The sequence below is a fragment of the Streptomyces sp. NBC_00388 genome (genome assembly GCF_036061255.1).
In the GTDB taxonomy this organism is placed as follows: Bacteria; Actinomycetota; Actinomycetes; order Streptomycetales; family Streptomycetaceae; genus Streptomyces.
Window position 1 is genome coordinate 5,156,093 of the sequence record NZ_CP107948.1, and the last position, 12,606, is coordinate 5,168,698.

The following is a 12,606-nucleotide window of genomic DNA, read 5'->3' on the forward strand; positions in this document are numbered from 1 at the left end:
ACCGCCCGGTCAGGCCGGGTCCGACCGGGCGGCTCTCCCCAGACACCGGTGCCCGATGAGGGCTCAGTGCTTGGCTGACGCATGGGCTGCGGCAGGATGGACGCCACCTGGTCCGTACGTGTCAGTTCGCGTACGTACTGAAGACAACCGCTGGAGACGCCCGGTGAGTTCCCCAGATCCGCAGGTTCGCGCAGCGCGAAACCTCTCAGCCAAGCCCTCCCGAGGACCCATCGTCGCGGTCACCGGAGCCGCCTCCGGTATCGGTGCCCTGCTGACCCGGCGCCTCGCCGCATCCGACGAGGTCAAGCAGGTCGTGGCCATGGACGAGCGGCGCGGCGACGTGGCCGATGCCGAGTGGCACATCCTGGACGTGCGCGACCCGGCCATCGCCGAGAAGCTGCGCGGCGCAGACGTCGTGGTGCACCTCGCCCTCGATCTCGATCTGGAGACCGACGCCGCCGCCCGTTCGGCCTACAACGTGCGCGGCACCCAGACGGTCCTGACGGCAGCGGCGGCCGCAGGTGTCCACCGCGTCGTGCTCTGCACGTCGGCGATGGTCTACGGCGCGCTGCAGGACAACGCCATCCCGCTCTCCGAGGACGCCGAGCTGCGGGCCACCGCCGAGGCGACCGGCGTGGGCGACCTGCTGGAGATCGAACGCCTGGCCCGCCGTGCGCCGCGTGCGCACCCCGGGCTGAACGTCACGGTGGTCAGGCCCGCGGTCCTGGTGGGCGGTACGGACACCGCACTGACCCGCTACTTCGAGTCCCCCCGCCTGCTGGTGGTCGCGGGGACCCGCCCCACCTGGCAGTTCTGCCACGTGGACGACCTGGTCAGCGCCCTGGAGTACGCGGCGCTCGAAAAGGTCGACGGCGAGTTCGCGGTCGGCTGCGACGGCTGGCTGGAGCAGGGCGAGGTCGAGGAACTCAGCGGCATCCGCCGGATGGAACTGCCGTCCGCCGTCGCCCTCGGCGCCGCGGCACGGCTGCACCGGATCGGCCTCACCCCGTCGCCCGCCGGCGACCTGGCGTACACGATGCACCCCTGGGTCGTGAGTGTCGGCCGGCTGCACGACGCCGGCTGGCGACCCCAATGGACCAACGAGGAGGTCCTGGCGGAACTCCTGGAGGAGGTCGCGGGGCGGCACACCGTGGCCGGTCGCAGGCTCGGCCGCAAGGACGCCACGGCCGCGGGCGCCGCGGGGGCGACGGTCGCGCTGCTCGGTACGGCGGCGCTGGTCCGCAGGGCGCGGCGGGCCCGGCGGGGCCGCATCTGACGCCGCCGCGCACCTGCGCGCGGCGGGGAGGCCGGCCGTTCCCGGGAGCCAGGGGCGCGTGCGCGGGCCGGCCGGGCCGTCCTGTAGGACGCTCCAAGGCCGACGCTCCGGTGCCGGTCGAAAGGGCCATTCCGTACGGTCGGCCCGGTGCGGCACCATGGACGGCATGGCACTCACCGACGACCACCCCGGCGAACACGCGGCTCAGGACCCCATCCGGCTGCTGGAGATCCGCGACACCCCGCTCAGCATCGACGAGGTGTTCAAGGTCGTGGGCGACGAGGCGGCGGGCGGGACGGCGCTCTTCGTCGGCACGGTGCGCAACCACGACGGGGGCACGGACGTCGACGCCCTCGGCTACTCCTGCCACCCGTCGGCCGAGGACGAGATGCGCCGCATCGCCGAGCGGGTCACCGAGAAGTTCCCGGTGCGGGCACTGGCCGCCGTCCACCGGGTGGGCGATCTGGCGGTGGGGGATCTGGCCGTGGTGGCCGCCGTCTCGTGCGCGCACCGCAGCGAGGCGTTCGAGGCCTGCCGGATGCTCATCGACGCTCTGAAGCACGAAGTACCGATCTGGAAGCACCAGACGTTCTCGAACGGTACGGAGGAGTGGGTCGGCATCTGACCCCCGGTACCGGACCGCCCCGCCCCGGGCCGCGCCCGGACAGGTGGTTCCCTGTCCGCCATGTGATCGATTTGCGTAACCGGACCCCTGCCGTGAGCGTTGGAGCAGCAGATGACTAATCTGCTGATCAGTCGGTTCGCGGCTGTTCACGGGGGTCCGGAGGTCGGTTATGGGTGCACTCGCCTGGTTGCTGATTCCGCTCTTCGCTGCGGTCGGAGCCGCCCTGTGGGGCAGGTGGGCCGCGCGACAGCGCACCGCGGGTGACGGCGAGGAACTCGCCGGCTACGCCCGGTTCCGGGAGGCGATGGAGAAGGCGAACGCCGGCTCCGACGCGCTCTGACTCCACGCCCGGTGCGAGCGGGTCGCAGGCCCGGCCCCGAGCGGTGCGGCACAGACCCGTCCCGTACTGTCGTTCCATGCCACGCCGCACCCTGACGCTGCTCACGTCCACTCTCGTGCTGATCGCGCTGCTGTGCGGCGGAGTGTTCCTCACTGTCCCGTACGCCGAGATGAGCCCGGGGCCGACGGTGAACACGCTGGGCAAGGCGGGCGGCCAGCCGGTGCTGCAGGTGTCCGGCCACAAGACGTACCCGACGAGCGGTCACCTCAACATGGTGACGGTCCGGGTCACGCGCTCCGACTACAGCATGAACCTGGTCGAGGCGGTCTACGGCTGGCTCGCGCACGACACCGTCGTCGTCCCGCACGACACCCTGTACCCGGACGGCACGACGGAGCAGCAGTCGAGCCAGCAGAACGCCGAGGAGTTCAGCCAGTCCCAGGAGAGCGCCAAGGTCGCGGCCCTGGACGAGCTGGGTATCCCGGTGAAGTCGCGGACCGTGGTCTCCACCGTGGTCAAGGACAGCCCCGCGCAGGGCAGGCTGCACGCCGGCGACGTGATCAGGGCCGTGGACGGCGCTGCCGTCACCGAACCCGGTGACGTGGCGAAGCTGGTGACCAAGCACAAGCCGGGCCAGCGGGTCGTCTTCACGGTCGTACCGGCCGGGACCGCAGCGGCCGCGGAGAAGGCCGGCACCGAGCCGAAGGGCACGAAGCGCGTGTCCATCGTCACGGCCAAGGCCCCTGCTCCGGACCCGGGCCGGGCCATCGTCGGTATCCAGGCCGGCACCGACCACACGTTCCCGTTCCACATCGACATCAAGCTCGCCGACGTGGGCGGTCCCAGCGCGGGGCTGATGTTCTCACTCGGCCTCGTCGACAAGCTGACGCCCGGCGATCTGACCGGTGGCAAGTTCGTCGCAGGCACCGGCACGATCGACGACAAGGGCGTGGTCGGGCCGATCGGCGGCATCGAGATGAAGCTCGTCGCCGCACGCGACGCGGGCGCCCGGTACTTCCTGACGCCCAGCGACAACTGTGCGGCGGCGGCGGCCGACACCCCCTCGGGCCTCACCCTGGTGAAGGTGAAGGCGATGAAGGACGCGAAGCAGGCGCTGGACAAGATCCGCACCGGTGACACCGCCGGACTGCCCAGCTGCTCCGCGAAGTAACCGCACCACCGGGCGCCCCGTGACCGGGCTCCCGATGACCGGGCAGCCCGGCCGGGAGGTTCAGGCGCCGCGCGCCACCCGGCCACCGGGCAGCCCGGCCGCGCCGGGCCGCCCCCTGCGGCAGGGTCAGGCCTCGAACGTCACCGAGAGCGCCTCGGCGAGACCCGGGACCAGCTCCGAGCCGGTGAGCACCTCGTTCGGCGAGTCCTTCGCGCGCAGCCGCAGCGCCGACTCGCGAGTGCCGTCCCGCAGCACCGCCACGGTCATCCGTACCTCCTGCCGGTCCGGGTGCTCGGCCACCCAGGCCGTCAGCTGCGCCTCGTCCATACCCTCCGGCACGGTCGCCTCCGCCGACGGCGGCAGCATCAGCCGCTCCACGGTCATCGCGCAGCCGGCGACCGCGTCGGGCCAGGCGATGGTCGCGAGGAACTCGTCGAGCGGCGTGGTGTCCGGGATCTCGTCCTGCTCGACGGGGGTCAGCGACGCGGCGGGCTCGCCGTCGTCGAGACCGAGCTGGGCGGCGAGGCCCGGTTCCTGGGTGCGGAGCTTCGCGGTGTCCACGAGTGCGAAGAGCCGGGCGGGCTGGTCCCAGCCGAGACCGGACGCGTACTCGTCGATTTCGAGCACCGCCACAGTGAGCGGACTGGCGGCCATCGGAGGGCCTGAGGGCGAAGAAAGGTTGGGCATGGGCAATATCCTGCCCTCTTCCACCCCGGGAACGGGAACTGGGTAAAGCCTCAGTAAGTTGCATGAGTGGGCTCTACGATCGCGGGGCCTGCTCCACACGACCGCAAACTTCGAGGTGCGCACGTTGGCTTTCCAGATGCCGGACCGCGGCGGAGGCCCGACCGGGCCACGGATCAGAGTGGGACGGCCGTCCCGCCGCGCCCGGACCCTGCTGATGACACTGGGGGCCCTGGTCGTTCTGGCCATGGCGTTCGTCATGTTCGCCGGGTTCTGGACCGACTGGCTCTGGTACCGCTCCGTCCACTACTCATCCGTCTTCACCACCACCCTGTGGACGAAGATCGGGCTCTTCCTCGTCTTCGGCGTGCTGATGGCGGCCGCCGTCGGGCTGAACATCTGGCTGGCGCACCGGCTCCGGCCGCCGCTGAGCGCGATGTCGCTGGAGCAGCAGAATCTCGACCGCTACCGGATGGGCATCGCCCCGTACAAGAAGTGGCTGCTGCTCGGGGTGACGGCGGTCATCGGCCTGATCGCGGGTGCCTCCGCCTCCGGGCAGTGGCGTACCTGGCTGATGTTCGTGAACGGCGTGCCCTTCGGCCAGAAGGACCCGCAGTTCAAGCTGGACGTGTCGTTCTACGCCTTCGATCTGCCCTGGTACCGCTTCCTGCTGGGCTTCGGCTTCGCCGCCGCGGTGCTCTCGCTGATCGCAGCCGCGCTGGTGCACTACCTGTACGGCGGGTTGCGCGTCACGAGTCCCGGCGCGCGTGCCACCTCGGCGGCCACCGGTCATCTGTCGGTGCTGCTCGGCATCTTCGTCGCGTTCAAGGCCGTGGCGTACTGGCTCGACCGGTACGGACTCGCGGTGAAGTCCAGCGACTTCAAGGCCACGGGCAACTGGACGGGCCTGCGGTATGTGGACGCCAACGCCTACCTCCCGGCGAAGACGATCCTCTTCTGCATCGCGGTCATCTGCGCCCTGCTGTTCTTCGCGACGCTCTGGCGCCGCACCTGGCAGCTTCCGGTGATCGGCTTCGGGCTGATGGTGCTCTCGGCGATCCTGATCGGCGGGCTCTACCCGGCGATCGTGCAGAAGTTCACGGTCGAGCCGAACGAGCAGGCCAAGGAAGCGCCGTACATCCAGAAGAACATCGACGCCACGCGCAAGGCGTACAACATCGCCGGCACCGACGTCGACGACTACTCGGGCAAGAGCAACACCAAGGACACCACCAAGCAGCGTGACGACGCGGACTCGGCGGCCAGCTACCGGCTGAACGACCCGAACATCGTCTCGCCGACCTTCCAGCAGATAGAGCAGAAGCGGAAGTACTACGGCTTCCCCGCGACGCTGGACGTGGACCGCTACAACGGCCAGGACACAGTGATCGGCCTGCGCGAGCTGAACATCGCGGGCATCCAGAAGCACAACTGGATCAACGACCACTTCACCTACACCCACGGCTTCGGAGCCATCGCGGCCAAGGGCACGGCCACGGACAGCAACGGAGCCCCGGTCTTCACCGAGTCGGGCCTGCCGACCAAGGGCGATCTCCCTGCCACGTACCAGCAGCGGATCTACTACGGCGAGAAGACGACCCAGTACTCGATCGTCGGGGGCCCGCAGAAGGAACTCGACTACGAGAACAACGGTGAGAAGACCACCAGTTACACGGGCAAGAGCGGGGTGGACATCTCCAACCCGCTGAACCGCGCCGCGTACGCGGTGGCCTTCAACGAGCCGCAGATGCTCTACTCGGGCGCGATCGGCAAGGGCTCGAAGATCCTTTACAACCGCACGCCGAAGCAGCGCGTCGAGGCGGTCGCCCCCTGGCTGACCATCGACGGCGACTCCTACCCGGCGGTGGTGGACGGGAAGATCCAGTGGGTCGTCGACGCGTACACCACGACCAACGGATATCCGTACGCCTCGCGTACGACGCTCGGTGACAGCACGGCCGACTCGCTGACCGACAACCAGCGGGCGGTGGTCGCCCAGCAGAACCGGGTCAACTACATCCGCAACTCGGTGAAGGCCACGGTCGACGCCTACACCGGTGCGGTGAAGCTGTACCAGTGGGACACCAAGGACCCGGTCCTCAAGACCTGGATGAAGGCCTTCCCCCACACGGTCAAGCCCAAGGCGGACATCCCGGCCGACCTGAAGGCCCATCTGCGCTATCCGCAGGACATGTTCAAGGTGCAGCGCGAGCTGCTGGCGCTCTACCACGTCAAGGACCCCAAGCAGTTCTACAGCGGCAGTGACGCCTGGCAGGTGCCCAACGACCCGACCACCAGGGACAACAGGGCCGTGCCGCCCTACTATCTGTCGCTGAAGATGCCGGGCCAGAAGAGCGCCAAACAGCAGTTCTCGCTCACCACGACGTTCACCCCCAGCGGGCGCCCCAACCTGGGCGGCTTCATGGCGGTGGACGCCGACGCCGCGAGTCCGGACTACGGAACGATCAGACTCCTCAGAGTCACCTCGGAAGTGCCGGGCCCCGAACAGGTGCAGAACAAGCTCAACGGTTCCGCGGACGTGGGCAAGTTCGTCCGGGACATGAAGGGCGCCGACTCGGACATCGAGTACGGGAACCTCCTCACGGTGCCGCTGGACGGCGGGTTCCTCTACGTCGAGCCGGTGTACGCCCAGGGTCGCAACGCGCACTACCCGCTGTTGAAGAAGGTGGCCGTCTCGTATGCGGACGCCGACTCGCCCGACGGGGACACCACGGCGTTCGAGAACAACCTGGGCGCGGCGCTGAACACGGTCTTCGGGGTGAACGGCCAGGAGAATCCGCCGTCGACCGGGGACACCACGAGACCCCCGGCGAACGACACGGTCAAGAAGGCCATCGCCGACGCCCAGAAGGCGTACGACGCGAGCGAGGCGGCGCTGGCCGGGAAGACCCCGGACTGGACCGCCTACGGCAAGGCGCAGAAGGACCTGCAGGACGCCCTCCAGCGGGCGTCCGACGCGGGGGCCAAGGTCAAGCCGAGCGGCAAGACCGGCTGACCGATGACCGGGCGCGGGCCTGATCAGGGGGTAAAAGCCCTGATCAGGCCCGATCGCGGGGCGGTAAAGACCCCCTCCGTGCCGTGGTACGGTTGCAACACAACGGCGCGGGGTGGAGCAGCTCGGTAGCTCGCTGGGCTCATAACCCAGAGGTCGCAGGTTCAAATCCTGTCCCCGCTACTGAAGTCGAAGGCCCGGATCTCGAAAGAGATCCGGGCCTTCTTCATGTGCCTGCTGACGTGTCCGGCTGTTTTCCCGTCCGTGCGACTCCTGTGAAGAAGGCGCCGCCTACGGGAAGTTGGGACTGGTTCATGTTTCACTTACCGCGCTGCGGGAAGTCGACAAAACGCTGTAGTGACCTAGTCGACTGCGATATACCGGGTGTGCGCGAGTTGCACGTAGTGGGACGATGGTGTTTATGGGGGACAGGGCAACTCTGTTGGAGACAGGGCGGTTTGTGCAGAAGCACGCCGATGACGGCCACGACGCCGTCGTAGCGGAGGAAACGGCTGACGCCGAGACCGAGGCACGCCACAGGAGTGGCGCCGAGAGCGGCGAAGCCGCGTCGATGAGCGTGCTGGGCGCGCTGCTGCTGCGCCGCGGTGACCTCGACGGCGCGGAGCGCTGGCTGCGCGCCGCCACCGGCGAGGGGGACCGGGCAGCGGCGAACAACCTGGGTGTCCTGCTGCACCAGCGGGGCTATGCCGATGAGGCGGCGGGCTGGTGGCGCATCGCCGCCGTCGCCGGCTCCGCCGCCGCGGCGCACGCGCTGGGCAGGCACTACCGCGAGCGCGGGGACGAGCCCGCCGCCGAGTACTGGCTGCGCCAGTCCGCCGAGTCGGGTCACGCGCTGGGGGCGTACGCCCTCGCGGACCTGCTGGAGCACCGTGGCGACATCGGAGCGGAGCGCTGGCTGCGCGCCGCAGCGGAGCAGGGGCACCGGGAGGCCGCGTACCGGCTGGCGCGCGCGCTGGACCGGGCCGCGTCGGGGGAGGACCCCGCAGCCGAGGCCGAGCAGTGGTACCGGCAGGCCGCCGCGCGCGGCCACCGGCGCGCCGCGCTGCACCTCGGCGTGATCCTGGAGAAGCGCGGCGACCTGAAGGAGGCCGGCCGCTGGTACCTGACGTCCGCCAAGGACGGGGAGGCCCGCGCGGCCTGCGCGCTCGGCTTCCTGCTGCGCGACGCGGGCGACGAGGAGAGCGCCGCCGTCTGGTGGCTGCGCGCTGCCCAGGACGGCGACGGCAACGCGGCCAACGCCCTGGGCGCTCTGCACGCGGCCCGCGGCGAGCAGCAGACCGCCGAGCGCTGGTACCGGGCCGCCATGGACGCGGGTGACGTCAACGGCGCGTACAACCTGGCCCTGCTCTGCGCCGCCCAGGAGCGGACGGCGCAGGCCGAGCAGTGGTACCGCCGGGCTGCCTACGCCGGGCACCGCGAGGCGGCCAACGCCCTCGCCGTCCTGCTGCTGCAGAACGGCGACCCGGCCGGCGCCGAGCCGTGGTTCTCCAAGGCGGCAGAGGCGGGCAGCGTGGACGCGGCCTTCAACCTGGGCATCCTGCACGCGGGCCGTGACGACGACCGGGGGGCCTTCGTCTGGTACGAGCGGGCGGCTGCGGCCGGACACACCGAGGCCGCGCTCCAGGTCGGCATCGCGCTGCTCAGGGACGGCGAGGAGCACACGGCGGAGCGGCACCTGCGCTGCGCGGCGGGCGGCGGCAGCACCGAGGCGGCCTTCCGGCTCGGCGCCCTGCTGGACGCCCGGATGCCGCCGCCGGGGCCGCCGGTGCTCGGTGAGCCCGTCACCGAGAAGAGCGAGTGCGAGGAGTGGTACGAGCGCGCCGCCGAGCAGGGTCACCGCCGTGCCCAGGTACGGGTCGGCATGCTCGCCGCCTCCCGCAACGACGTCGAGGCGGCGGCCGGTTGGTACCGCGAGGCCGCCGAGGCGGGCAGCCGCAACGGGGCCTTCAACCTCGGGCTGCTGCTGGCCCGCGAGGGCAACGAGCGTGAGGCCGGGCTGTGGTGGGCCAGGGCCGCCAACGCCGGGCACGGCCGGGCCGCCCTGCGCCTCGCGCTGCTCGCCATCCGCCGCGGCGAGCTGGGTGAGGGCCAGAAGTGGTGCAACCGTGCGGTGGAGCTCGGGCCCGCCGAGGTCGCCGAGCGCGCGGCGCGGCTCAGCGAGGCGCTGCGTCAGGAGCTCACCGCGTGAGGCGGAGGCCGGCCGGGTCCGGGGCCAGGGCCGGGCAGCCCTGCCCGGGGCCGCGGCTCCGCCCCCGTACAGGGGTGGAGCCGCGGCCCCGGGCGACCGCGGGAACGGATTTGCACTGGTGGGCGCCCCCACGTAGAGTTGCAATCACAACGGCGCGGGGTGGAGCAGCTCGGTAGCTCGCTGGGCTCATAACCCAGAGGTCGCAGGTTCAAATCCTGTCCCCGCTACTGAAAACCGAAGGCCCGGACTCTTGAGAGTCCGGGCCTTCGGCATGTCCGGACGGCTCTCGTTGTGCCCGCCCGCACAGCGTCGGTCCGCTGTGTACCCGGCCGCCGCCGCGCGGAGTGCGCCTCCGGCCCCCGGGACTCAGGGCCTGTGGCCCACGGCTTCCTCGTACAGCGAGCGGTCCACCACCTTGTCCTCCGGCACCGGATCGCCCTGGCCGACCCCGGCCTCCCGGTACGCCTTCTGCAGCCGGTCCGTCGTCCCCTTCCGGATCTCCCAGTCCATCCGGAGCGACGGTGTCGCGGTCAGGACCGACTCGTCGGTCTTCAACAGCCGTGCCAGCGAGGCGGTGAAGCCCTTGCCCGCCTTGTAGTCACCGGCGAAGTAGGTGTTCACGGTCCGGATGTACGCGCGCAGGAGGGCGACGCCCGCGTCCGGGTCCCCGGTCAGCAGGTTCGGGCCGAAGAGCAGCCCGCCGAGCGGTTCGCCCAGCGGCTGGCCGCCCAGGAACGTGTACTTCGGGTCTCCGTCGACCTTGCGCCAGACCGGGTCGAGCAGCCAGGCGGAGTCGACGCCGCCGTTCTGGAGCGCCGTCAGGACGTCCGCCGAGCCGAGCTGCTGGAAGCTGATCGAGTCCAGCCCGCCGCCGTGCTTCCGGAGGGCCTTCTCCATCGCGTACGTGACGACCGACCCCTTGCCGATCATCGTGCCCATCTTCCGGTCCTTCATGGTCACCGTCGCTGGGGTCTCGCCGTCCCTGAGCCGTGCCCACAGCCCGCTCCTGGACGCCGGGCCGGGGGAGAAGTTACCCGCGACCCACTTGATGTCGAAGCCACCTCTGATGCCGTTCATCACGGCTGCCTCGGGCGCCGCCCACTGGGCGTCGATATCGCCCTTGGCGAGCAGTGGGAGCGCGTCCGGCGTCGGCAGCACCTTCAACTGGACGTCCAGCCCCTCCTTCCTGAACTCGCCCTTCGCCACCGCCACTTCGAGGGGCGCGACGTACTCCGCTGCCAGCGTGCCGGTCGCCAGGACCAGCTTGCGCTTCTTCGCCAGTGGCCGTGGGGCGGGCGCGCCCTTCGCGCAGCGGGCCGGCGCGCGGCGCGGGGAGAGGCCGGCGGGGTCGGTCCAGCCCTTGGCGCAGCCGGCGACGGCTCGCACCGGGCGGGGCTTCGCACCGGGCGCGGGGGCGGTGTCGTGTGCCGCGCATCCGGCGGAGACGAGCAGGGAACCGGCGGCGAACAGGGCCGTGCAGAGCGTGCTGATACGCATGGAGCCTCCGTACGTACGGACATCGGGGCTGCGGGACGGGGTGCCCGCGGGCGGGCCGGTTCAGGACTGGCTGCGGCCGCGGTCGCGCGGGGCCCACGGGGTGAGCAGCCGTCCGGCGATGCGCACCAGTTCGGAGAAGAGCACCCCGAGCACGGCGACGCAGACGATCCCGACGAACATCACGTCGTTCTGGAAGAGTGCGCGGGAGTCGAAGATCAGATGCCCGAGGCCGTCGTCCGCCGCGATCTGCTCCGACGCCACGATGACGAGGACGGCCACACCCGCCGCGATGCGCGCCCCGACGAGCACCGCAGGCAGGGAGGCGGGCAGCAGTACGTGCCGGAACATCTGCCAGGGCGAGGCTCCGAAGACCTGTCCTGCGTCCCGGTGCCCGGAAGGGACGGCAAGCACCGCGGCCATCGTGGAGATCCAGACGAAGAAGAAGACCGTGGCGGCGACCAGCGCGATCTGCGGGCCCTCACCCAGCCCGAACATGTTGAGGAAGACCGGCAGCAGGGCGAGCTTCGGCACCACGTACAGCGCGTCGAGCAGTGGTTCGAGCGCGGCCCGTACCAGGGCGAGCGAGCCCATCAGCAGGCCGAGCACGTACCCCGAGACCGTGCCGATCGCGTAGCCGCCGATCACCCGCCTGAGCGTGGCCTGCACGTCGGGCCAGAGCGCGCCACTGGCGGCGCGGTCCCAGCCGTCGGAGAGGATGGTGGAGGGCGCGGGGTACACCCGGTCGTCGATCCAGGAGCGGGACGCCGCCAGCTGCCAGAGCAGCACCAGGGCGACCGGGACGGCGACGGCGAGGGCCAGCTCCAGGGCGCGGCGCCTGCGGTGGGTGCGGACCGGGTGCAGTTCCTGCGGGCCGGGCCGTCTGACCAGCACTCCGTCCCGCGGGCCCCTGATCGCGGTGCTCATGCCGGGACCGCCTCTCCGCGTACCTCGCCGCGCAGCAGCTCCCACAGTTCGGACTTCAGCCGGGTGAACTCGGGAGCGGACCGCATGTCGCCCGTGCGGGGCCGGGGGAACGGCGGCCGGCGTTCCGCGATGATCCGGCCGGGGCGCGCCGACATCACCAGGACGCGGTCGCCCAGGACGATCGCCTCTTCGAGGCTGTGGGTGATGAAGAGGGCCGTGGTGCGGGTGGTCTGGGTGAGTTCGAGCAGTTCGTCCTGGAGGATGGTGCGCAGCTGCGCGTCGAGGGCGGCGAACGGTTCGTCCATCAGCAGGATCTCGGGCTCCACGGCGAGGGCACGGGCGATGGCGACGCGCTGGCGCATGCCGCCGGAGAGGGCTGCGGGGTAGGCGTCCGCGAAGTCGGCAAGCCCGATGCGTGCCAGCCAGTCGGCGGCCCGGCGGTTCGCCTCCTTGCGCGGGACGCGCTGGATGTCGAGGCCGAAGCGGACATTGGCCAGGACGTTCTTCCAGTCGTGGATGCCGTACTCCTGGAAGATCATCGCGGCGGGGCGGGCGGACGCGGTACGGATGGACAACTCGCCGGCGCTGGGGCGCAGCAGCCCCGCCGCGATCCGCAGAAGGGTGGACTTGCCGCAGCCCGAGGGGCCGACGATGCAGGTGAACTCCCCGGGCGCGATCTCCAGGTCCACCGGCCCGAGGGCTTCGAGGGCGCTGCGGCCCCGGCCGAAGGTACGGGTGAGGGACCGGGCGTGGAGTTTGGGGGGCCGGTCGGGTGCCGGTCCCGGGGCGGGTGGGGGCGGGTGCGGGTCTCCCACGGTGTCTCCTGGCGGAGGTGGTGGACGGGCGATCGCCGCAGAGGATATGACG

General features: G+C 71.0%; 10 protein-coding genes and 2 tRNA genes. 8 read left to right on the top strand and 4 right to left on the bottom strand.

What is annotated here, in order from left to right:
- Positions 1-163 precede the first annotated feature (163 nt).
- From OG917_RS23115 to OG917_RS23130, 4 genes are all read left to right on the top strand, one after another.
- Positions 164-1,276, top strand: coding sequence for an SDR family oxidoreductase (locus OG917_RS23115; RefSeq protein ID WP_328319527.1), 1,113 nt, complete (start codon positions 164-166; stop codon positions 1,274-1,276).
- Positions 1,277-1,442: 166 nt separating this feature from the next.
- A complete protein-coding gene (locus OG917_RS23120) occupies positions 1,443-1,901 on the top strand; it encodes a molybdenum cofactor biosynthesis protein MoaE (RefSeq protein ID WP_328319528.1) in 459 nt (152 codons plus the stop codon).
- Between the two features lie 169 nt (positions 1,902-2,070).
- Positions 2,071-2,241, top strand: a complete 171-nt coding sequence (locus OG917_RS23125) for a hypothetical protein (protein ID WP_328319529.1) — start codon at positions 2,071-2,073, stop codon at positions 2,239-2,241.
- 76 nt (positions 2,242-2,317) lie between these two features.
- Positions 2,318-3,412 carry a YlbL family protein gene (locus tag OG917_RS23130; protein ID WP_328319530.1) on the top strand — a complete coding sequence of 365 codons (1,095 nt, stop codon included), beginning with the start codon at positions 2,318-2,320 and terminating at the stop codon, positions 3,410-3,412.
- A gap of 126 nt (positions 3,413-3,538) precedes the next feature.
- Here OG917_RS23130 and OG917_RS23135 read toward each other — a convergent pair whose 3' ends face one another.
- Complete coding sequence (locus OG917_RS23135) at positions 3,539-4,099, bottom strand: PPA1309 family protein (protein ID WP_328319531.1); 561 nt, start codon at positions 4,097-4,099, stop codon at positions 3,539-3,541.
- Positions 4,100-4,235: 136 nt separating this feature from the next.
- Here OG917_RS23135 and OG917_RS23140 point away from each other — a divergent pair, with 136 nt between their 5' ends.
- From OG917_RS23140 to OG917_RS23155, 4 genes are all read left to right on the top strand, one after another.
- Positions 4,236-7,112, top strand: a complete 2,877-nt coding sequence (locus OG917_RS23140; protein WP_328322096.1) for a UPF0182 family membrane protein — start codon at positions 4,236-4,238, stop codon at positions 7,110-7,112.
- Between the two features lie 106 nt (positions 7,113-7,218).
- Positions 7,219-7,292 (top strand) — tRNA-Met (locus OG917_RS23145).
- A gap of 229 nt (positions 7,293-7,521) precedes the next feature.
- Positions 7,522-9,318: a tetratricopeptide repeat protein gene (locus OG917_RS23150; protein WP_328319532.1), complete on the top strand. Its 1,797-nt coding sequence runs from the start codon at positions 7,522-7,524 to the stop codon at positions 9,316-9,318.
- Between the two features lie 153 nt (positions 9,319-9,471).
- Positions 9,472-9,545: transfer RNA gene (locus OG917_RS23155), tRNA-Met, on the top strand.
- Positions 9,546-9,684: 139 nt separating this feature from the next.
- Here OG917_RS23155 and OG917_RS23160 read toward each other — a convergent pair.
- The 3 genes from OG917_RS23160 to OG917_RS23170 are packed head-to-tail and all read right to left on the bottom strand — an operon-like array spanning position 9,685 to position 12,554.
- The gene (locus OG917_RS23160; protein ID WP_328319533.1) at positions 9,685-10,815 is read right to left on the bottom strand and encodes an ABC transporter substrate-binding protein; all 1,131 of its coding nucleotides are present in this window, start codon (positions 10,813-10,815) and stop codon (positions 9,685-9,687) included.
- A gap of 60 nt (positions 10,816-10,875) precedes the next feature.
- Positions 10,876-11,739 carry an ABC transporter permease gene (locus OG917_RS23165; RefSeq protein WP_328319534.1) on the bottom strand — a complete coding sequence of 288 codons (864 nt, stop codon included), beginning with the start codon at positions 11,737-11,739 and terminating at the stop codon, positions 10,876-10,878.
- Positions 11,736-12,554 (bottom strand): ABC transporter ATP-binding protein, encoded by an 819-nt coding sequence (locus OG917_RS23170; protein WP_328319535.1) that lies wholly within the window; start codon positions 12,552-12,554, stop codon positions 11,736-11,738. The genes OG917_RS23165 and OG917_RS23170 overlap by 4 nt, the downstream gene beginning before the upstream one ends.
- Positions 12,555-12,606 lie beyond the last annotated feature (52 nt).